Annotated in this window: 17 protein-coding genes; 4 read left to right on the forward strand and 13 right to left on the reverse strand. The window is 46.3% G+C overall.

All coding sequences use genetic code 11. The features are described 5' to 3' along the window. Window positions 1-21: 21 nt before the first annotated feature. The gene (locus ICV90_RS06155; protein ID WP_215357101.1) at window positions 22-405 is read right to left on the reverse strand and encodes a translational machinery protein; all 384 of its coding nucleotides are present in this window, start codon (window positions 403-405) and stop codon (window positions 22-24) included. A 162-nt stretch (window positions 406-567) separates the two neighbouring features. Here ICV90_RS06155 and ICV90_RS06160 point away from each other — a divergent pair, with 162 nt between their 5' ends. Next, window positions 568-2,208: an FMN-binding glutamate synthase family protein gene (locus tag ICV90_RS06160; RefSeq protein WP_215357103.1), complete on the forward strand. Its 1,641-nt coding sequence runs from the start codon at window positions 568-570 to the stop codon at window positions 2,206-2,208. On the opposite strand, the gene ICV90_RS06165 is transcribed toward ICV90_RS06160, so the two are convergent. The 7 genes from ICV90_RS06165 to ICV90_RS06195 are packed head-to-tail and all read right to left on the reverse strand — an operon-like array spanning window position 2,197 to window position 6,851. Continuing rightward, on the reverse strand, window positions 2,197-3,099 hold the full coding sequence (locus ICV90_RS06165) for a pseudouridine synthase (protein ID WP_215357104.1): 903 nt from the start codon (window positions 3,097-3,099) through the stop codon (window positions 2,197-2,199). The genes ICV90_RS06160 and ICV90_RS06165 overlap by 12 nt on opposite strands. Window positions 3,100-3,158: 59 nt before the next feature. After that, complete coding sequence (scpB, locus tag ICV90_RS06170) at window positions 3,159-3,947, reverse strand: methylmalonyl-CoA decarboxylase (protein WP_215357112.1); 789 nt, start codon at window positions 3,945-3,947, stop codon at window positions 3,159-3,161. A gap of 33 nt (window positions 3,948-3,980) precedes the next feature. Then, complete coding sequence (locus ICV90_RS06175; RefSeq protein WP_215320092.1) at window positions 3,981-4,196, reverse strand: hypothetical protein; 216 nt, start codon at window positions 4,194-4,196, stop codon at window positions 3,981-3,983. A gap of 12 nt (window positions 4,197-4,208) precedes the next feature. Beyond that, a complete protein-coding gene (locus ICV90_RS06180; protein ID WP_215357114.1) occupies window positions 4,209-5,426 on the reverse strand; it encodes a polyhydroxyalkanoate depolymerase in 1,218 nt (405 codons plus the stop codon). Then, the gene (locus ICV90_RS06185) at window positions 5,423-5,761 is read right to left on the reverse strand and encodes a hypothetical protein (RefSeq protein ID WP_215357116.1); all 339 of its coding nucleotides are present in this window, start codon (window positions 5,759-5,761) and stop codon (window positions 5,423-5,425) included. The genes ICV90_RS06180 and ICV90_RS06185 overlap by 4 nt, the downstream gene beginning before the upstream one ends. After that, entirely contained in the window at window positions 5,752-6,189 is a 438-nt protein-coding gene (locus ICV90_RS06190) for a cupin domain-containing protein (protein ID WP_215357118.1), read from the reverse strand. Before ICV90_RS06190 ends, ICV90_RS06185 begins: the two co-directional genes overlap by 10 nt. 2 nt (window positions 6,190-6,191) lie before the next feature. After that, the gene (locus ICV90_RS06195; RefSeq protein WP_215357120.1) at window positions 6,192-6,851 is read right to left on the reverse strand and encodes a glutathione S-transferase family protein; all 660 of its coding nucleotides are present in this window, start codon (window positions 6,849-6,851) and stop codon (window positions 6,192-6,194) included. A 173-nt stretch (window positions 6,852-7,024) separates the two neighbouring features. Between ICV90_RS06195 and ICV90_RS06200 the strand changes: the two genes are divergently transcribed. From ICV90_RS06200 to ICV90_RS06210, 3 genes are read left to right on the forward strand one after another with little or no spacing between them, the layout of a single operon-like run. Further along, window positions 7,025-10,420, forward strand: a complete 3,396-nt coding sequence (locus ICV90_RS06200) for a DUF2126 domain-containing protein (protein ID WP_215357122.1) — start codon at window positions 7,025-7,027, stop codon at window positions 10,418-10,420. Window positions 10,421-10,431: 11 nt separating this feature from the next. After that, window positions 10,432-13,044: a circularly permuted type 2 ATP-grasp protein gene (locus ICV90_RS06205; protein WP_215357124.1), complete on the forward strand. Its 2,613-nt coding sequence runs from the start codon at window positions 10,432-10,434 to the stop codon at window positions 13,042-13,044. Then, entirely contained in the window at window positions 13,022-13,975 is a 954-nt protein-coding gene (locus tag ICV90_RS06210) for a transglutaminase family protein (protein WP_251367700.1), read from the forward strand. Before ICV90_RS06205 ends, ICV90_RS06210 begins: the two co-directional genes overlap by 23 nt. A gap of 48 nt (window positions 13,976-14,023) precedes the next feature. On the opposite strand, the gene ICV90_RS06215 is transcribed toward ICV90_RS06210, so the two are convergent. The 5 genes from ICV90_RS06215 to infB form a co-directional block, all read right to left on the reverse strand. Then, complete coding sequence (locus ICV90_RS06215) at window positions 14,024-16,387, reverse strand: Tex family protein (protein WP_215357126.1); 2,364 nt, start codon at window positions 16,385-16,387, stop codon at window positions 14,024-14,026. Window positions 16,388-16,497: 110 nt separating this feature from the next. Then, window positions 16,498-18,315, reverse strand: a complete 1,818-nt coding sequence (gene typA / locus ICV90_RS06220) for a translational GTPase TypA (RefSeq protein ID WP_072583488.1) — start codon at window positions 18,313-18,315, stop codon at window positions 16,498-16,500. Window positions 18,316-18,366: 51 nt separating this feature from the next. Continuing rightward, window positions 18,367-19,278, reverse strand: a complete 912-nt coding sequence (truB, locus tag ICV90_RS06225) for a tRNA pseudouridine(55) synthase TruB (RefSeq protein WP_215357128.1) — start codon at window positions 19,276-19,278, stop codon at window positions 18,367-18,369. 3 nt (window positions 19,279-19,281) lie between these two features. After that, the gene (gene rbfA / locus ICV90_RS06230) at window positions 19,282-19,650 is read right to left on the reverse strand and encodes a 30S ribosome-binding factor RbfA (protein ID WP_215346622.1); all 369 of its coding nucleotides are present in this window, start codon (window positions 19,648-19,650) and stop codon (window positions 19,282-19,284) included. A 5-nt stretch (window positions 19,651-19,655) separates the two neighbouring features. After that, window positions 19,656-22,415 (reverse strand): translation initiation factor IF-2, encoded by a 2,760-nt coding sequence (gene infB, locus ICV90_RS06235; protein WP_215357130.1) that lies wholly within the window; start codon window positions 22,413-22,415, stop codon window positions 19,656-19,658. Window positions 22,416-22,425 lie beyond the last annotated feature (10 nt).

The raw sequence follows: 22,425 nt of genomic DNA on the forward strand, positions 1-22,425 counted from the left end.
TTCGTTTCCTTAAATGACTCTTTAAATCATCTGATCTACTTTATAGAAAAACTTGCGTGCATATGCAAGAATTTCTTTATCAGTAGGATGATCAACCGTTTCTACGCCAACAATTTTTTCTGCGATATTGGCATCATGCTTATGCGCATGCTTGATGAGTTCTAGTTTTGCAGAGCCTGGGCCAAGAATCAAAATCTCTTTAGATTCATTCACGGCATTAATAACTGAATGCAAGTATTTGGAATCTAAAGCCAGTTTGCCGCTACCGACTTCATTGGCTTTGTGATGCAGATGCGTATGAGTACTCTTGCTACGAATCACTTCGGCTTCGCTAGCCCCTTCGCTCAAGAACATTACGTGAGCTTCTTTATGGTCGATCCAGATTACTGCATGATTTAATGACATATTCTTCCTATGATTAGTATTAACTACCCCTTCAGAATACTCCTGCAATGCTTGAGGATTAGTGAAAAATCACTGAGGAATCGCTATTAGGCTTAATTTATATCAAATTGTTTCTATTAGTATTAAATTCGTATACTCAGACCATTCACATTTAAGCTCATTATGGCCATGTCCCCCAATAAATACCTACCTATTCGATATATTCCATTTTGCCTTTGCATCCTAGGGGCTATTGTCAGTTTTTCCTCTTTGCCACTACACCCACAAGCTTGGAATTTTTTCCTACTATTTGGTTTTTTATCATTCGTGGGTATGTATGACGTCTCGCAAACTAAAGCAGCCATTCTTCGCAACTATCCCGTTATCGGTCACTTGCGTTTCATGCTCGAATTTATTCGCCCTGAAATTCGCCAGTACTTTATCGAGGGCGACAATGATGAGACCCCTTTCTCAAAAGAACAGCGCACACTAGTCTATTCACGTGCTAAGGCTGTACCGGATCAAATTCCTTTCGGCACCACTCTGGATGTCATGGCCCCTGGCTATCAATGGATTAATCAATCATTGGCACCTACCCGCTTACCTAGCCACGATTTCCGGGTCGAGATTGGCGGCAAAGATTGCACACAGAAATATTCAGCCAGTATTTTCAATATCTCGGCAATGAGCTTTGGGTCACTTAGTGCCAATGCTATATTGGCTTTAAATCTTGGCGCTAAAAAAGGTGGCTTTGCTCATGACACCGGCGAAGGCTCAATCTCTCAATACCATCGCGTGCATGGTGGCGATCTTATCTGGGAAATTGGTTCGGGCTACTTTGGCTGCCGTAATTCCGATGGTACTTTTAATGAAAGTAAATACGCGGAGAATGCTTTAGACCCTCAGGTCAAAATGATTGAGATTAAACTCAGTCAAGGCGCTAAGCCTGGTCATGGCGGCATCTTGCCAGGCTCTAAGGTAACGGCTGAGATTGCTGCTGCACGTGGCGTCAAGGAGGGTGAAGCCTGCATCTCGCCTGCCTCACATAGCGCATTCTCAACCCCGCTTGAGCTCATTCACTTTGTGAAGAAATTACGCGATCTGTCTGGCGGTAAGCCAGTTGGTTTCAAGTTTTGTGTTGGCCACCCATGGGAATGGTTTGGCATTGTTAAGGCTATGCTGGAAACTGGTATTTATCCAGACTTTATTGTGGTCGATGGCTCTGAAGGTGGAACCGGTGCATCACCGGTTGAGTTCACCAATCATGTGGGTACACCGCTTCAAGAAGGTCTACGTCTTGTGCATAACACCCTAGTAGGAGTTAACCTACGGGATCAAATTAAGATTGGCTGCGCTGGAAAGATCATTAGCGCGTTTGATATGGCCGTAGTTTTTGCCCTAGGTACTGACTGGTGCAATAGTGCACGTGGCTTTATGTTCTCAATTGGGTGCATCCAGGCTCAGGTATGCAATACGGGCAACTGCCCTACTGGCGTCACCACACAGAATGCATTGCGCCAGAAAGCTTTAGTGGTGCCCAACAAGGCAGAACGAGTATATAACTTTCATAATGAAACCTTGAAGACCTTGAAAGAACTTGTCGAGGCGGCCGGCTTACATCACCCTAGTGAAATTGATGCCCCTCATATCATTCGACGCATTAACAAGCATGAAGTGCGCCTTCTATCTTTCCTATTGCCAGAGATGCCTGCCGGCTTGTTACTCAAGGCAGAACACATAGATCCAAGTCTGAATCTGCCCAGGGTATTTGAGCTGTATTGGCACAAGTCCCAAGCTCAAAGCTTTGCTGCCTTAAAGAATTAATTCTTGAAGGCTCTTGAAGGCTCTTAGATCTCCAGTTATTGGATCTTTAAATGTAATTTCTTTGGCCAATAGCTGTAATGGTTTAGAGAAATCTAAATCGTATTCTTGATACGGCGTGAGAACAGGGTAAATCTGGTCATGCTTTATTGGAATACTTAGAGCATTGAGATGACAACGCAATTGATGCTTTTTACCGCTACCTGGTGTTAATCGGTATTTAGCCCATGACTTATTTTTTTCTATGAGCTCGATAAATGTGTCTGCGTTTGACTCACCTGCCGCCTCCCGCATCTGCAGAAAATGTTCTGATTCTTCAAGGCGGCTTTGATAAGTCAAGGGGAGTTTTTTCTCCAGGTCCTCGGAGTATGGTGCTATTGCCTCATAAACTTTGTTGACCGCCCTATCCCTGAACAAATTTTGGTATTGAGCTCTTTCATCAGGCTTTACAGAAAAAATGACCAAGCCAGCAGTGTCGCGATCAATGCGATGTATTGGACTGAGTGTTTGGATGCCCGCTCTTTTCTTAAGTCTATTTAATAAGGTTTGATGCAGGTAAAGTCCACTTGGCGTTACTGGCAGGAAATGAGGCTTATCTGCAACCAGAATATGCTCATCCTGAAAAAGAATCCGTTCCTCAAAAGGAATGTTAGGCTCACGAGCGAGGCGCCGGAAGTACAGTAGATGAGTATTTGGCAGGTAAGGACTATTTGCGGCCAGGGCTTGGCCGTCTTGATCTAAGATGAGGCCTTCATCGAAACGTTGCTCCCACTCATCTCCTGGAATATGGGGGAATTGCTCTATAAAGAATTGCAGCAAATTCAGGTGAGCTTGATCAGCAGGCAAATACACCCGCGATGCTGAGACTCCTTCTGAATTAACTTTTGTGCTCATAGCGCCCCATAGATAGAGGCCCTATTTTATGCTTTTCCCTGAGCGTTATTAGCGTTGCTTTATTTGGCCTGACCAAATACTGGGTCGCGTTTTTCCAGGAAAGCAGTAATACCCTCTCGGTAGTCACTCCCCATATACACATTCTTGCGCAAGGATTGTAGGTGTTCAAATACGGCGGGATTCATTACAGCAGCATCTGATAGCATTTGCGCCTGAGCTTTAAGTACTGAGTTAGCCTGAGGCGAACGTGAAGCAATGGTTCGGGCCATTTGGTAGGTTTTGGACTCTAGTTCGCCAGAGACATATAGATGGTTGAGAATGCCAATCTGCAAGGCACGATCCGCGCCAATAGGATCAGCAGTCAGAAACATTTCTTTGACAACATTCAAGGGCATGCGGGACATGAAGTGCAAAATGCCGCTCGCGGTATAAGGTAGGCCCAACTTGGCTGGTGTAATCGCAAAGGTGGAGTCATGATCGCCAATAGCAATATCGCAACTCATAATCAAATCAGTTGAAGCGCCCCATACCGAACCATCTACCATGGCTATCACCGGCGCTCTAAAGGCTCTGATGGATTGCAGCAAAACCATGACAGGGTCATCAGCGGGCAAGGGATCCCGCTCTGATCTAGGCAATTCCATCACATCATGACCTGCAGACCAAACTTTATTCTTTTGATCCGACCTCAAAACCAAGACCCGCACATCTTGCTTGCCAAACTCTTCTAGCGCGTGGTGCATCTCTTCTATTAAGCACTCACTTAATGCATTACGCTTGTCGTAGTGATTAAACCGAATTGTGGCGATTAAATCAGCTTGCTCTGTTTTGATATATTGATAGTTCAAAATACTGTCTCTAATTTTATATTTACGTCGTTGTTAGGCTGCAATCAAAATATCACCCAGCTCCATCTTTTCCCACCAGATAAAGGGCAAAAGATAGACTGGCTCACCAGCATCCTGAAGAATTTCCAGCGCACCATCATTGGTCTTGTTGGCCTCATACTTTCCAGGGTTTAGAGGTCTGCAGCCATTATCCGTACCATCATTACGACGCATTCTGGCAATGATATTTCGAGTGATATAGACGACCATATTTCCTCCTAATTAAAGTGCTGACTGAATGTGGTTGCGAACTACTGGATAAATCTGGCTTTCCCAGCGTTTCCCATTAAATACCCCGTAATGGCCGACGCCCGCTTGTAAGTGATGTGACTTCCTGTATCCAGGGAGACCAGAACAGAGATCTTGCGCTGCTAAAGTTTGTCCAATACCACAGATATCATCTCGCTCACCTTCAACGGTGAGCAGAAATGTTTTCTTAATCAGTTTTGGATTCACTAGCCTACCTTGGTATGTCAAAGTTCCATTAGCTAGATCGCGATCCATAAATACTTTCTTAATAGTTTCTAAATAGAAAGGCCCTGACAAATCCATAATTGCAAAATATTCTTCATAAAAATCATGAATCACATCCGCCTTCTCATCGTCACCATTAACACGATACTCATATAGCTTTCTGAAGGACTCTGCGTGGCGATCGGGATTCATACTCATAAATGCCATCAGCTGCAAGAAGCCCGGATAGACTTTGCGCCCAGTACCATTGAATTGATTTGGAATAACCCCGATGAGCTTTTCTTCAAACCAAGACATGGGTTTGCTGGTAGCTAATTCATTGACCTTTGTTGGGCTTTGACTGACATCAATCGGCCCAGCCATCAAGGTCAAGCTTGCCGGGACATAGGGACTCTTGTCTTCAGACATGATGGCTGTGGCTGCTAAGCAGGCTACTGTTGGCTGACATACCGCCATCAGGTGGGTTTGAGGTCCGATCACCTGCAAGAAGTTAATGATGTGCTCGACATAAGCATCAAAGTCAAAGTCGCCACAACTCAATGGAATGTCACGAATGTTCAACCAATCAGTTACATAAACTTCATGATCAGTTAAAAGTGTCTTAATGGTTCCAGCCAACAAAGTAGCAAAGTGTCCTGACATTGGAGCAACTAAGAGGATTTTAGGTTGACCAGAAATGTTGGGCTTTGAAAATCGAATCAAGTTACAAAAATGCGTTGAGTAAATTAATTCCTCTGTAACAGGCTGCTCCACCCCAAATGAATCCATAACAGATTGAATTTTAAAGTCAGGTCTTGTATGCGTAAACCCAAGCAAAGAAATTTGCTCATAGTGCGCAGCCAATCGCTGCATAGGGTTAAGAGAAAAGTTTCCAAACCAATTAGTAGAGACGCGCTCTGACGCTTTTGCAAACATCCGAACCGGATTATGCAAATTAGCAAAGGTTTGATAAGCTTTGTACATCATCTATGGGCACCGCTTTCTATATGACGCAATGCTCGTTCTGTAGTTTTGAGTGCTGGGTCAAATACCCTACTCAAAGACACATCATTGGCAATAATGGCTGCGGTTTGTGCTGCACGTGCTGCAACGATGGATAAATTCACGAAACCAGCAACATTAAAAGTTTTGAGAAGGTCGGGTAACTCTTCGTCGTCTGAAGCAACTTCGCCAGCCTCTATCTTTTGATAAAGCTCGCGGTAGTAACTCTTCATACCATCGAGCTCCTCAGCAATCGTCATAATCCGCTGAAACAAGACCGCAAAGTCTGATGCCAGCGCATTGTTTTTGACTACTTCCATGGAGTTACTCCTGGGACCTCGGCTGGAGCAACAGAAACTGGGATGGTTCCAAAGTCCGCAGGGCCCACTATCTCGAGATATTCCATGTCGGGTGAATAGTCAAAAAGGAAATGGGTGATGCCCGGCATTTGATGAACAACATCGCCCGCCTCAACTAAGGTGACCTTATCTTCATACATAAACTTGGCCCAGCCTTTAGTCATAATGACAATCTGGAACTCTGCTACGTGATAGTGCCAACCAGTACCATTCTCTGGTGGCTTATTGGCCTTCACGAGATGAGCGATGACCTTACCCTTGGTGGCCTTCGCTACACCCAAGTCTTTGTAGAGAAAAAAATCTCTCAGACCGCCTGGTAAAAACTGAGTATCGGCAGGTTTTACATGAGAAAACTCGGTATCACTTTTAAATTTTACGGGTGCGTTCATTTTTAAAACTCCACTTCAAGTTCTTCAATGTCATCGGGTTCTTCGAGGGCGCCCATCACCCATTCCTTCATCTCAGGCATCGCCATGATGTGCGTGCAGTAATCCCTGCTCGCCTTGTCCAGCTCTACGTGATACGTCAAGAATCTTGTGACCACTGGCGCAAACATGGCGTCAGCTAATGTGGGCTCCTTGCCAAATAAGAAAGGTCCACCGTATGTTGTTAAGCAGTCCTGCCAGATGACTAGAACGCGATTAATATCAATTTGCGCTTTTGACCAAACCTTGAATGACTCAAACTTTGCTTTGACATTCATAGGCAAAGAAGCGCGCAAGGCAGAGAAGCCGGAATGCATCTCGCCACAGATAGACCGACAATGCGCTCTTGCTACCGGATCCTTGGGTAGCAAATGGGCTTTAGGGTTTAATTCATTAAGATACTCGCCAATGGCCATGGTGTCCCATACTTTGCAGCCGTCATGATCTAAACGAGGAACAAGAATGGATGGTGACAAGAGTAAGAGTTCAGCCCGGTTATCCACATCATCCGGATGCACCTGCACTTCCTGGAAAGGGAGGCCAGAAAGCTTGAGCATCAACCAACCGCGTAATGACCATGAAGAGTAATTTTTGCTACTAATCGTCAAGGTAGTCTGCTTAGGCATAAGAGCTTTCAAATGAGGTACAACTACAACTTATTCCTCCTCAAACAGCGATAGTTAGCTAAATGCCCTGTTTTTGACGTGTTCTGCCCAAATCTGGGCATACCTCACCTTTACGCACCCATCTTGTGCGTCGTAATAATGCACCCTTGTGGTGAACTTATAGACTTTGAGTCATGTCTATACACGCCGCCCTACACCACGTCACCGAATACATATATGACCGCCCAGTAAAACTGGGACCGCAGGTAATACGTCTGCGACCGGCACCTCATTGCCGTAGCCATATTCTTTCTTACTCTCTCAAGATTGAGCCTGAAGGTCATTTCATTAACTGGCAACAGGATCCATTTTCAAACTATCAAGCGCGTTTGGTTTTTCCTGAACCAACGACACGCTTTAAAGTAACGGTCGATCTTGTTACGGAGATGGCCGTATACAACCCATTTGATTTCTTTTTAGAGCCAGATGCTGAAGACTACCCCTTTACCTACGGCCAAGATCTGAAGAAAGAGTTGCGCCCTTACCTAGGTAAAAAGCGAAATGACGGCATCAACAAATACTTTAAAACGGTTGATCGCAGCAAGATGCGCACTATCGATTTTTTGGTTGCGCTCAATCAAAAAGTTCATAAGGATATTAGCTACACCATTCGAATGGAGCCTGGAGTACAGACCCCAGATGAGACTTTAAAACTTCGCAGTGGTTCTTGTCGTGATTCTGCTTGGTTAATGGTGAATCTCTTGCGTCTTTGCGGACTCGCGTCGCGCTTTGTTTCAGGCTATCTCATTCAGCTCAAGCCAGATGTGAAAGCGCTGGATGGGCCGAGTGGAACAGAGGTAGATTTCACCGACTTGCACGCCTGGTGTGAGGTGTATTTGCCAGGTGCAGGATGGATTGGTTTAGACCCGACTTCGGGCCTATTTGCTGGCGAAGGCCATATTCCTGTTGCCTGCACACCTGAACCTTCAGGTGCAGCCCCGATTGAAGGTGGTGTTGACGAATGTGAAGTGCAATTTGCTCACTCCATGGAAGTCACTCGCATTTATGAAGCACCCCGAGTAACCAAACCGTACACCGAAGAACAGTGGCAAGCGATTGTCGATCTGGGTCATCAAGTTGATAAGCAATTGGTTGCGGGCGACGTTCGCTTGACCATGGGTGGTGAGCCTACTTTTGTATCCGTTAATGGGCGCGATGAACGTGAATGGAATGTAGATGCATTAGGACCAACAAAGCGGGGTTACGCAACCGATTTAGTAGAAAAACTGCGCAAAGAATATGGCGATGGTGGCTTCCTTCATTTTGGTCAAGGCAAATGGTATCCAGGAGAGCAACTCCCTCGTTGGGCTTTGTCAATCTACTGGAGGGCTGATGGACAGCCTATCTGGAAAAACCCAAAACTATTTGCCGATGAACGCCACCCTACGAACTACACCAGCAAAGATGCTGAGAAATTTGTCTACACACTTTCCAAAAAATTAGGTTTAGCGGATAAATTTATCGAACCCGCTTATGAGGATGTTTTCTATTACCTCTGGCGGGAATCCAAGTTACCTGTCAACGTTGACCCCTTCAAATCAAACCTAGACGATGAGATGGAGCGCACTCGCTTAAAGCGGGTCTTCACGCAGAAATTAGATTCCGTGGTGGGCTACGTCCTCCCTATCGAAGCGAATGAAGGAAAGAACTATCTAGACACCGCTTGGAAAACGGGTCCCTGGGAATATCGTGATGATCGTCTCTATCTGCTACCAGGTGACTCCCCCATGGGCTATCGACTCCCCCTGGAGTCCCTACCCTGGGTTAGTAAAGCCGACTACCCTTATCTCATTGAGCAAGATCCATTTGCTCCTAGACCGCCATTAAATAGTCAAGCGTCAATTGTTCACCAACAACAACCCGCTCGTAAAGAATTTCCAGCGTCTGGCAAAACGATTTGGAGTCAGTCGCAAGAAGTAAGGCATCCTAAACGTCAAGAATCAGCTGCATGGGTTACTAGAACAGCGATGTGCGTAGAAGCGCGTGACCCAATGCGCTCCAATGGACCTAAGGCTGAGAATGAGCATGGCGGTAAGTCAGGCGTGCTGTATGTCTTTATGCCCCCACTTGCTCGTCTTGAAGACTATCTCAATTTACTGGAGGCGGTAGAAGCAACTGCTGAAGAACTTCAGTTTCAAATTGTGCTGGAGGGATACACCCCACCACGCGACCCACGCTTGAAGTTATTACAGGTGACACCAGATCCAGGCGTTATTGAAGTCAATATTCATCCAGCCCATAACTGGGGGGAGCTAGTTGAGCATACGGAATTCTTATATCAAGCCGCTTTTGAATCTCGCCTTTCTGCTGAGAAATTTATGGCAGATGGCCGTCATACCGGCACAGGTGGTGGCAATCATTTTGTGATGGGTGGTGCAACACCGATTGATAGTCCGTTCTTACGCAAACCTGAGCTCTTGGCCAGCCTGATTTTATATTGGCACAACCACCCGAGCTTGAGCTATCTCTTTAGTGGCATGTTTATTGGACCAACCAGTCAAGCACCTCGCGTGGATGAAGCACGCAATGACCAAATCTACGAATTAGAAATCGCACTGAAAGAAATTCGTGAGAATCGCAAGAAGTTTGGCCAAAGCATGCCGCCGTGGCTGGTCGATAGAACTCTACGCAATATCCTGATTGACGTCACCGGCAATACGCATCGCAGCGAGTTCTGTATTGATAAGATGTATTCACCAGATAGTCAAACGGGTCGCTTAGGCCTACTAGAATTACGTGCTTTTGAGATGCCTCCACATGCGCATATGAGCATTGTTCAGCAATTACTCATTCGTGCTTTGATAGCTCGTTTTTGGGATAAGCCTTATGAAGCACCAATGACGCGCTGGGGAACTGAACTCCATGACCGCTGTCTCTTACCAACATTTATCAAAATGGACTTTGATGATGTCATTCAAGAGATGCAAAAGCATGGTTATGACTTTAAGCCGGAGTGGTTTGCGCCTCACCTCGAGTTCCGCTTCCCACTCATTGGACAAGTACAAACAATGGGCACAGAAATTACCTTACGCAATGCGCTTGAACCATGGCATGTTATGGGTGAAGAAAATGCAGCAGGCGGAACTGCACGCTATGTTGACTCCTCATTAGAGAGAATTGAATTACGTGTTACTGGCTTAAATCAAAGCCGCTACACCATCACCTGCAATGGCGAGCCTTTGCCACTCCAGCCAACAGGTGTTGCGGGAGAGTATGTAGCAGGCGTTCGTTATAAGGCCTGGAATCCTCCATCTAGTCTGCATCCGAGTATTGGTATCCATGTTCCATTGATTTTTGATGTGATCGATACCTGGAATAAACGCTCCGTGGGAGGTTGCCAATATCACGTTGCCCACCCTGGGGGCCGAAACTACGACAACTTCCCTATCAATGCCTATGAGGCAGAGAGTCGCCGTCTTTCCCGCTTCTTTAGGATGGGTCATACCCCAGGAACTATTGAAGGGGCTCTGGCGAATATTGACCTCCCGGCTAGTAAGGAATTTCCATTTACGCTGGATATGCGGCGGTGAGACAATAGTTTGTGGATAACGCTCAGACCCATTCTTTGAAAGACGCCAGCAACCCTTCGCTGTTGGAGGATATCAACCGCCTATCACCCACACCCAAAGAGGGACACTTTGATGAGTTACGAGGGAAATCGGCGGCGCTACTGCCCGAATGGCAAACTTTTTTTGAATCTCTTGGCCCCTCTGGGTTAAGCGATCTTGATCAACGCACCCAAGAACTCAACAGGCAGATTCGGGATAACGGCATTACGTATAACGTCTATGCCGACGAGTTTGGTCCGCAGCGCCCTTGGTCAGTAGATTTATTCCCGCTCCTCATTAGCCCTGATTCTTGGCAAAAAATTCAGTCTGGAGTTTTGCAGCGAGCGCGTTTACTCGAAGCCATTATGGCGGATGTGTATGGGCCGCAAAATTTGTTGAAGGAAGGATGGATTCCACCAGCATTAATTCATGGGCATCCTGGTTACTTGCGCTCAATGCATGGTGTCGATCTTAAGGATAGAAAATATCTTCACATCATGGCTTTTGATTTAGCCAGAGCGCCTGATGGATCATGGTCAGTTCTGTCGCAACGCACCCAAGCACCTTCTGGTCTTGGGTATCTTTTGGAAAATCGCAATCTGATTGCAAGACAATTTCCCAAAGCATATGAGCTCATGCAGATTGCTCCACTAGCCAATGCCTATAGAGACTTAATCGATGCATTGAAGCTTGAAAGTCCGGCTGGTGCTAATGCCCATATTGCACTTCTTACCCCGGGACCTTATAACGAGACCTACTTTGAGCACGCCTATCTAGCTCGTTATCTCGGCCTAACTCTGGTTGAAGGTGGTGATTTAACGGTACGCGATCAACATTTATTTTTGAAAACAGTACGCGGTTTAGAGCCTGTACATATTTTGCTAAAACGTTTGGATGATGAGTTTTTAGATCCATTAGAACTGCGCTCTGATTCCACCCTAGGCGTCCCCGGTCTATTACAAGTGATACGTGCCGGTAATGTTGTATTAGCAAACGCTCCTGGCTCAGCCTTCCTAGAATCACCTGCACTATTGGGATTCTTGCCGTCGATTAGTGAGAGGCTTTTAAATGAAAAAGTTCAACTTCCAGCAATGGATACTTGGTGGTGCGGTGAACGCGCTGCACTAGAGGCTGCCATTCCGAATTTAGGGCATAGCGCCATTAAGCCAACCTTTCCGAATGGCACAGGTCATCAAAGTTATGAATCCACTTTAGGTTGCGATCTAAATCAGGCTCAGCTAGATGAATGGGTTGGACGCATTACCAGGCAGCCCGATGAGCACACTGTGCAAACCTACATTCCATTGGCACAAATGCCAACCTGGTTAAATGCCTTCAACCTCAATGATGCTTCTTTGATTGAGCCCCACTCATATATGTTGCGAGTCTTTGCCCTGAGTGATGGTTCTAATAGCTGGCAAGTATTGCCTGGTGGACTTGCCCGTATCGCAAGCACTGATTCAGGCATTGCTTCTATGCAACGAGGCGGTAGTAGTGCAGATGTTTGGGTTCAAAGCCCGCAGCCCTCCCAAGAGCAAGGGCAACAACCACAGCATCCAATGCAAATCCCAGAAAAAGTGATGCGTAAGCGCTTAGTTACCAGCCGTGCAGCTGAGAATCTCTATTGGTTTGGGCGCTATACCGAGCGCAGTGAAAATATTCTGCGTTTGGCCAAGCTTTATCTTGAAAATATTAATAGCGAATACACCCCTTCCCGTTCTTTGTGGTCTTGGCTAGAAAACCTATGCCACTACTACGGGCTTGTGCCTGAAGGTGTACCAAGTAATTTTGATCAGAGTGATATGCGTCACCGAATTTTTGAGCGCACTTTAATTGACTCTCTCAATGCCAGCGACAGCGTCACCAGCGTGGGCTACAACCTGAACGCCATGAAACGCACGGCTTCTAATGTGAGAGAACGACTCTCCCCGGAGCAATGGAGCACTATCAATCATTGCATTGAGCAATTTCAATCTGATTGCCATAAAGCTAATACCTTTAATGATTTTTCTGCCTCGCTCGCTATCGACGCTTTAAATGGTGCGAGTAGTTGCTTAGCGGCGATCACTGGCGCTCAAACTGACCGTATGACACGTGATGATGGTTGGCAACTACTTTCCATTGGAAGGCATATCGAGAGACTTGCCTTTCTAACAAACGCATTAGATTCAGCCATTGTTTCTGGCTTACTTAATAATCCAAATGCAGACAGCTCAGGTTATACCGCTCTACTCAATTTATTTGATAGCACGATCACCTTTCATGCGCAGCATCAACAAAGTCGCGAGATAGCTCCTTTAATTAGCTTACTAGTGATGGATGATGAAAACCCACGCTCCCTAGCCTGGGTTAGCAAAGCGCTCCGCGCCAGACTCTCTAAACTTGCGGGCACCGAGCGAAATAACCCGGATGAGTTAACTCGTAGTGTCATTAATCTACTAGATTACGACCAATATACCTTATCGACTGCCGATGGGTTTGGCAATCTCTCCAACTTGAGAAATTGTTTGAGCAATTGCTCTCAATCCGCTTGGAATGTTTCAGATGCAATTAGCGCACGCTATTTCAATCTGATTCACTCCAATGAATACAGTTTCCAAATGTAATGCGCCAATTATGTTGCTAGAAATTACTCACGACACCCGCTACGCTTACGATCCTGATGTTGAGATTGCGCAGCATTTTGCCCACCTCAAGCCGGCAGATCTAGAAACACAACGGGTATTAAAGTCCGAAGTTCAGGTGAGCCCAAGGCCCTCTTGGAGCGAAGAGAACATAGATAGCCATGGAAATGTTTGCACCTTCTTTTCTTTGCAGAATAGGCACAGTGAATTACTCATCACAGCCAAGTCACTAATCGAGACTACAGCTACTGAATATGGCCCTAAGCCCCAGGAAACTGCACCCTGGGAGCTGGTACGTGAATACTTCCGCTATCACTCCAATACTCAATGGGATGCTGCCTCAGAATTTCTATTTACATCTCCATTCATTACTTTGAGACCAGAGTTCGCAGAATTTGCGAGGGCTAATTTCACGGCTGGTAGGCCTATATTAGATGCGGCAATTGATTTGATGAAACGCATCTATAGTGAATTTCATTACGTTAGTAAAAGTACCGATATCAACACCCCTGCACTAGAGGCGCTAAATAAGCGTGAAGGTGTTTGCCAGGACTTTGCACATATTTTGATTGCGTCGCTCCGCAGTATCGGCATTCCAGCAAAATATATGAGCGGCTATATTCTGACGAACCCTGCGCCTGGTCAAGCAAGACTGATTGGCGGCGATGCTTCGCATGCTTGGGTCTCAGTTTATGTTCCCAGCATGGATGAAAACGGTATTTTAGGTAAGGGCATTTGGTGTGATCTAGACCCAACTAATAATCGCTGGGGCTACGGAACTCCTGGGGAAGATTATGTTCACTTGGCCCAGGGAAGAGATTACTCCGATGTCTCTCCTATCCGTGGAGTGATTCATGGCGGAGCAGACCATACGCTTGATGTAGCTGTAACGGTAATGCCTATCAATCCCTAAGGATCGATGTAACTTTAAGGATTTTCCACTCATACATAAAGTAAGCTGCTATTTTTTTAACTTAGCTAATGCCATAGCCATGGCGTTATTAATAGGTGCAGCCGACCTTCTATCTTCCTGTGGTTTTCTGTTTTCTGTTGACCTAGGGCGATTGGGGGCTCTTTGCTCAGTTTTGGCTGCCGCCTTAGTGCTTTCCTTTGGGGCTTCATCACTTAAGCGCATCGTTAATGCAATACGCTTACGCTTTTCGTCCACCTCTAGCACTTTGACTTTCACAACCTGCCCTGCTTTAACAACGCTATGAGGATCTTTTACGAAGGTATTGGATAAAGCGGAGATATGCACCAAGCCATCTTGATGTACACCAATATCCACAAAGGCACCAAAGGCGGCAACGTTAGTCACTACACCTTCTAAAATCATATCCGCCTTAAGATCGCTAATTTTCTCGACACCATCTTTAAAGGTGGCGGTAGTAAATTCTGGACGCGGATCGCGACCTGGCTTTTCTAATTCTTTAATGATGTCAGTAACAGTAGGCAAGCCAAATTGACCATCAGCATACTTTTCTGGTGAAAGCGACTTCAGCAAGCTGGCATCACCAATCACTTCTTTCACGCCTTTCTTGATATCCTTCAGAATCTTTTCTACCAAAGGGTAAGATTCGGGATGCACTGCAGAAGCATCTAATGGATCATCGCCATTCATGATGCGCAAGAATCCAGCCGCTTGCTCGTACGTTTTATCGCCAAGTCGCGGAACGCTCTTGAGATCGGCTCTCGATTTAAATGCACCCTTGCTATCGCGATAGGCCACTATTCCCTCAGCGACTGTTGAGCTTAAACCGGAAACCCTTGCTAGCAATGGGGCCGAGGCGGTATTCACATCGACACCGACGGCATTCACGCAATCCTCAACTACTGCGACTAATGATTTAGCCAACTGGGTTTGCATCACATCATGCTGGTACTGACCCACACCAATCGATTTAGGATCAATCTTCACTAACTCAGCCAAGGGATCTTGCAGGCGACGTGCAATCGATACTGCGCCGCGAAGCGATACATCCATCCCTGGTAATTCTTTTGAGGCATATTCAGATGCAGAGTAAACAGAGGCACCCGCTTCAGAAACAACAATCTTGGTGAGTTTGAGTTCTGGCTTAGCCTTAATCAGTTCTTGGGCTAATTTATCAGTCTCGCGAGATGCAGTACCGTTACCAATCGAGATTAAGGTGGCATTGTGCTTCTCAGCTAATTTAGCCAAGGCATACAATGAACCAGCCCAATCATTTTTTGGTTGATGCGGGTAAATTACTTCGGTGTCCACTACTTTTCCAGTGGCATCCACTACGGCCACTTTCACACCAGTGCGCATGCCGGGGTCGAGACCGATAGTTACCCTTGGGCCAGCAGGCGCTGCCAGCAAGAGGGCTTTAAGGTTGCGAGCAAATATATTAATTGCTTCAGTTTCTGAGCGCTCACGTAACGCTGTCATCAGCTCAGACTCCAAATGGAGTGAACACTTAATGCGCCAAGTCCAGCGAACAGTATCGGCTAACCAAGCATCGGCAGGTCGCCCCTCGTTTTTGATCTTGAAGTGATTGGCGATCCGGTTTTCACAAGGATTGTGGGGAGAATCCCATTTGGGCTTTTCTTCTTCAGTATCTAGGCGCAGGTTGACCATTAACATCTGTTCCCGACGACCCCTGAATAAAGCTAAGGCACGATGAGATGGAATGGCTTTAATCGGCTCAGAGTAATCAAAGTAATCAGCGAACTTCTCTCCCTCTTGCTCTTTACCAGCAATCACTTTGGATTCGACTACACCGTGATCTTGTAAGTACTCTCTAAGAGATTGCACTAATGATGCATCTTCTGCAAAGCGCTCCATCAAAATTTGACGCGCACCTTCAAGCGCAGCCTTGGTATCTGCAACACCAGGATTATCTGTCCCGTCGACCTGAAACGCATCCTTCAGATACCTTGCAGCCTCTGTTTCAGGATCAAGCTTGGGGTTATTGAGCAGATCATTTGCCAATGGCTCTAAGCCGGCCTCTAAGGCAATTTGCGCCTTAGTCCTTCTCTTAGGTTTATATGGCAGGTAGAGATCCTCCAAGCGAGTCTTATCCTCTGCCAACATGATGGCCTTCAGCAACTCTGGCGTCATCTTGCCCTGCTCCTCAATGGAGGCAACGATTGTCTTGCGGCGATCCTCTAGCTCACGAAGATAGCTAAGACGTTCCTCTAATAAACGTAACTGCGTATCATCCAAGCCACCGGTAGCTTCTTTACGATAACGAGCGATAAATGGCACTGTAGCGCCCTCATCCATCAGGGCTATAGCAGCAGCTACTTGAGCAGGTTTAGCAGCAAGTTCTTGGGCAAGGCGTTGTTCAATCGATGGCAGCATGTATATCTAGTTTTATTTATTTAACTTACAAATGGTTAATTTATAGTTTTGATTTCAATGAAGAACAAAAGCCACCCGGAGGTGACTTTTGTTGTGTAGCTGGAAAGAGCTTACTCGCGAGATGCTTTCTTACGATCATGCTCTTTCAGGTGACGCTTACGGATACGTACGCTTTTCGGCGTTACTTCAACCAACTCATCATCACTAATGAATTCAACCGCATACTCCAAGGTCAAATCAATTGGTGTTACCAAGCGAACTGCTTCGTCAGTACCTGAAGAGCGAACGTTGGTTAATTGCTTACCCTTAATTGGGTTAACAACCAAGTCATTGTCACGACTATGGATACCAATAACCATTCCCTCGTATACAGGATCACCATGGCTAACAAACATACGACCACGATCTTGTAACTTCCAAATAGCGTAGGCAACTGCTTCGCCATCATCTTGACTAATCAATACGCCATTATGACGTTCACCCAAGATGCCATCTTTCGCTGGAGCATAAGAATCAAATGTGTGACTCATCAAACCATTGCCGCGAGTCATGGTCATGAAGTCACCTTGGAAGCCAATCAGACCACGTGCAGGAATGCGGTACTCAAGACGGGTGCGGCCTTTGCCATCACTCACCATATCTTGCAACTCACCCTTACGCTTACCCAAGTCTTCCATCACAGAACCTTGAGTGGCATCTTCAACGTCCACCGTTAAATTCTCATACGGCTCCATTTTGACGCCATTCTCTTCATGAAAGACAACGCGTGGACGGGAAACTGCCATCTCATAACCTTCACGACGCATAGTCTCCACCAAGATGGTGAGATGCAACTCGCCACGACCTGATACTTCAAATACGGTGTCATCATCAGTTTCTTTTACGCGCAGAGCCATATTGGCCTTTAATTCGCGGTCTAAACGCTCACGAATTTGACGGCTAGTTACAAACTTACCTTCACGACCAGCTAATGGACTAGTGTTCACCATAAAGTTCATGGTCAAGGTCGGCTCATCAATCTTGAGCATTGGTAATGGATCTGGCTTATCAACCGCACATACTGTTGTGCCGATGGCCAAATCTTCAATACCATTGATTAGGGCGATATCGCCAGCAACTGCCTCGTCAACGATTTCTCGCTCGAGACCTTTAAATTTCAATACTTGGTTAATACGGCCTTTGAATGGCGTGCCATCGGGACCATTCATACAGACCACTTCCATGCCTGACTTCACGCGGCCCCGGCTAATACGACCAACACCGATCTTGCCAACATAGCTGTTGTAGTCAATTGAAGAAATCTGGAATTGCAATGGGCCTTCTGCATCGTCATCACGCACAGGAACGTGCTTCAGAACAGCATCAAACAAGGGGCGCATAGTACCTTCACGCACATCTTCTGACTCTCCTGCATAACCATTCAAGCCGGATGCATAGATCACCGGGAAATCTAACTGCTCTTCTGTAGCACCTAGTTTGTCAAACAATTCAAAAGTTGCGTTGATCACGTAGTCGCAACGTGCGCCTGGACGGTCAACCTTATTAATCACAACGATTGGCTTCAAACCTAATGCCAAGGCTTTCTTGGTAACGAAGCGGGTCTGCGGCATTGGACCTTCAACCGCATCAACCAAGAGCAATACACCGTCAACCATCGAGAGAACGCGCTCTACTTCACCACCGAAGTCCGCGTGTCCTGGAGTATCAACGATATTAATATGTGTACCGTCATATTCCACTGCACAGTTCTTGGACAAAATAGTAATGCCACGCTCTTTTTCCAAGTCGTTTGAGTCCATGACGCGTTCGGTCATTTTTTCATTTGAACGGAATGTGCCAGACTGGCGCAAGAGTTGGTCAACCAAGGTAGTTTTTCCGTGGTCAACGTGGGCGATGATGGCGATGTTACGAAGTGCGCGTTTAGTCATGTGAAGCTTCTTGAGTTAAAGATAAGTAAAAGGGTTATAAATAATGATTAATTAATGAGCCTGCGAAATCAAACGCTTTGGATGCAACACACCAGAGCGCCAATCAGCAGTACCAATAAAGTTATGAGGAGCAGCGGTAGCGCGATAAATGCGTACCAATGCTTCAATGGAAGGTAAATTGAGTGGCACACGTTGCCCCATCTCAAGACGTTTAGCCTGTTGCTCATCCACCGTTAAATGGGGCAAAGTTTGTAAGAGCGCGTCAACCGGCAAAATATACTCAGCAGTATTTTTCAAGCCGCTCTGAATCGATTCAATCGTAAAAGATTGCTCTAGATTTAGGTGCCCTACTTCGGTGCGGCGCAAACCAACTAAGTGAGCACCACAACCTAAAGCATTGCCAATATCTTCAGCCAGAACTCGAATATAGGTTCCTTTACTGCAGCTAACTTCTAATGTAGCTTCTGGCCAAGCAATATTCGTCCAACGAATGGAATGAATAGTGATATCCCGCGCAGTGCGCTCTAACTCAACCCCTGCACGAGCATATTCATACAACGGCTTACCGTCACGTTTGAGTGCAGAATACATTGGCGGCACTTGAGAAATCGGACCCGTAAATTTTGGGAGCAAAGCATCTAATGCAGATTTGAGGTCAACTTCACTGGCAAATACTGGCAAAGGTAACTCTTCAATAGTGAGACCCTCAGCATCACCGGTATCAGTACGAGAGCCAAACTTTACTTGCGCGATATAGGTCTTATCAGCCTCAAGTAGGTCTTGTGAATACTTAGTTGCTTCACCTAAGCAAATAGGTAATAGGCCTGTAGCCATTGGATCCAAAGTACCGGTATGACCCGCCTTGTCGGCATTAAAGGCGCGCTTGACAGCGGTAACCGCACCCTGTGAACTCATTCCAGCAGGTTTATCTAGCAGCACTACGCCGTCGATCCGTATAGACATGAATTACTTAGTCTCGTCTTTATGATCGCTCTCTACTGCTTGATCGATCAATCGAGACATCTCTATACCATGCTCTACTGAGCTGTCATAGTGAAAATGTAAAGTAGGAACAGTATGAATATGCAAACGCTTAAACAAGAGTGAGTGCAAATATCCTGCTTTTTCTTGAAGCGCTTTTAAAGCATGCTCAGGCTCAGCACCCAAAACCGTAAAGAACACTTTGGCATGGGCCAGATCCGGTGTGAGCTCAATACTTTGTAAGGTGATTAAACCCAAACTCGGACTACGCAATTCACGAGGAATAAGTTCGGCCAGGTCTCGCTGAATTTGATCGGCGAGACGCTGGTTACGATGCGGGCTAGTTTTATGCATATTGCTTAGAGTGAACGTGCAACTTCAGTAACTTCAAATACCTCAAGCTGGTCACCTTCTTTGATGTCGTTGTAGCCTTTTAATGACAGGCCGCACTCGACACCGGCACGAACTTCTTTAGCATCATCTTTGAAGCGCTTGAGAGAGTCCAATTCACCAGTCCAAACAACGACGTTGTCACGCAAGAGACGAACGCTAGATGTGCGTTTAATGATTCCATCAACCACTAAGCAACCTGCAATTGCACCAACCTTAGATACCAAGAAGACCTGACGAATCTCAACGAGACCAGTGATTTCTTCTTTCTTATCTGGAGTCAACATGCCGCTCAGAGCCAACTTCACTTCATCCACTGCGTCATAAATAATGTTGTGATAGCGAATATCCACACCATTGTTCTCGGCTAGCTTACGAGCTGCTGCATCTGCGCGGGAGTTAAATCCAAAAATAACTGCTTTAGAAGCAACAGCCAAATTAACGTCAGTTTCAGTAATACCACCAACGCCTGCGTGAACAATTTGAACTTTAACCTCTGGTGTAGATAGCTTCATTAATGACTGTGCCAAAGCTTCTTGAGAACCTTGTACGTCAGCCTTAATAATCAGCGGCAACAACTTCGCTTCAACCGCACCCTCTTCCATGTTTTCCATCATGGTTTCAAGCTTGAATGCCTGCTGTTTCGCTAACTTCACATCACGGAACTTGCCTTGACGGAACAATGCGATTTCACGAGCTTTACGCTCATCAGGAACAACCTGCACTGACTCACCAGCTGCAGGAACATCGGCTAAACCTTGAATTTCTACCGGAATAGATGGGCCTGCTTCGTTACATGGCTTGCCGTTTTCATCCAACATAGCGCGTACGCGTCCGTAGGTTGAACCCGCCAACAACATATCCCCACGTTTGAGCGTGCCTGATTGAACCAATACGGTCGCAACTGGGCCCTTACCTTTATCCAAACGAGCTTCAATGACTAAGCCTTGAGCTGGCGCGTCTTTAGGCGCTTTCAATTCCAAGATTTCAGCTTGTAAGAGCACATTCTCTAGCAAGGCATCAATGCCCTCACCAGTTTTTGCGGATACCGGAATAAATGGCACATCGCCACCGTATTCTTCGGGAACCACTTGCTCTGCCACCAACTCAGTTTTGACGCGCTCAGAATTGGCTTCTGGCTTATCAATCTTGTTAATTGCCACCACAATTGGAACGCCACCTGCAAGTGCATGGTGAATCGCTTCTTTTGTTTGCGGCATCACGCCGTCATCTGCCGCAACAACCAAGATCACAATGTCCGTTGCCTTAGCACCGCGAGCACGCATTGCCGTAAAGGCTTCGTGACCCGGAGTATCTAAGAAGGTAATCATGCCGCGTGGAGTTTCCACATGGTATGCACCAATATGCTGAGTAATGCCACCAGCTTCACCGGTAGCTACTTTAGCTGCACGAATCTTATCAAGCAAAGAAGTTTTACCATGGTCAACGTGGCCCATCACTGTAACGACTGGAGGACGTGGCAATAACTCTGCATCATGACCATCAGTACCAAGATCTAAATCTGGATCATCCAGTTTTGCAGCATGAGCTGTATGGCCCATTTCTTCTACAAGAATCATTGCGGTATCTTGATCAAGTACTTGATTGATGGTGACCATCTGGCCCATACCCATCAACAACTTAATCACTTCAGCACTCTTCACCGCCATTGCATGGGCTAACTCAGCAACAGTAATCGTTTCTGGAACATGAACGTCACGTACCACTGGCTCTGTTGGAACTTGGAAATTCGTATCAACGTTCGCTTCAGCGATTTGACGCTGTTTCTTGCGTCCACCGCCTGAACGCCATCCACCAACACCACCAGAAGAATCGCCACGAGTCTTTAGGCCGCCAGGCTTCTTAGCGCCTTCTTCTTGCCAAGTGGATGATGTCTCAGAAGATTTAATAGTCTTGCCGCCAACTTTAGCAGCGGCCTTCTTTTTATCGTCAGCACCTTCAACTTTTGCAGGTTTGTGCAAAGTACCTTTTTTCGCTTCTTCAGCAGCAATTTCACTTGGTGCTTTGAGAACACGTGCAGGAGCGCTCATCATGTCGCGAATCGCCAAAGCCTCAGCTTCAGCGGCAGCACGACGGACACGAATATCCGCTAATTCTTTTTCTTTGCTAGCAGCTAAATCTTTAGCTGCTTTATCTGCTGCCGCCTTTTTCTCTGCTACTGCTGCAGCAGCAGCCGGCGCTGCATCTACAGGCGCCTCTTCTTTAGCAATTACTGGAGCTGCAACTTCTTTTTGACGCGCTTCTTCAGCGGCCTTCATTTCTGCTTCTTGACGAGCCAATAACTCAGCCTGGCGTGTTGCTTCAGCTGCGCGCTTCTCTAATTCTTCTTCAGAAATAACCGGCTTTGCCGGTGCTACTGGAGCAACTTCTTTAGCCGCTGGAACTGGAGTCTCTTCAGGCGCCTTATCACCGGCCTTAACGAGCACACGCTTTTTGCGAACTTCAACCTGCACAGTACGAGTGCGTCCAGCAGAATCCGCTTGACGAATTTCTGAGCTCTCGCGCTTGATTAGAGTAATCTTTTTGCGCGCGCCAGTATCTGCGCTGCCATGCTCTTTTTGCAAATGCTCAAGCAGGACAGTTTTGTCCTTTTCGGTAATGCTATCGTCCTCAGAACCTTTTTCGATACCGGCCGCCTTCAACTGCTCCAAGAGGTCTGGCGCGGTACGTTTTAATTCTTTAGCGAGTACTTTTACTGTTGTTGCCATGCACTACTTC

The sequence above is a fragment of the Polynucleobacter sp. JS-JIR-II-b4 genome (assembly GCF_018687815.1).
Taxonomy (GTDB): Bacteria; Pseudomonadota; Gammaproteobacteria; order Burkholderiales; family Burkholderiaceae; genus Polynucleobacter.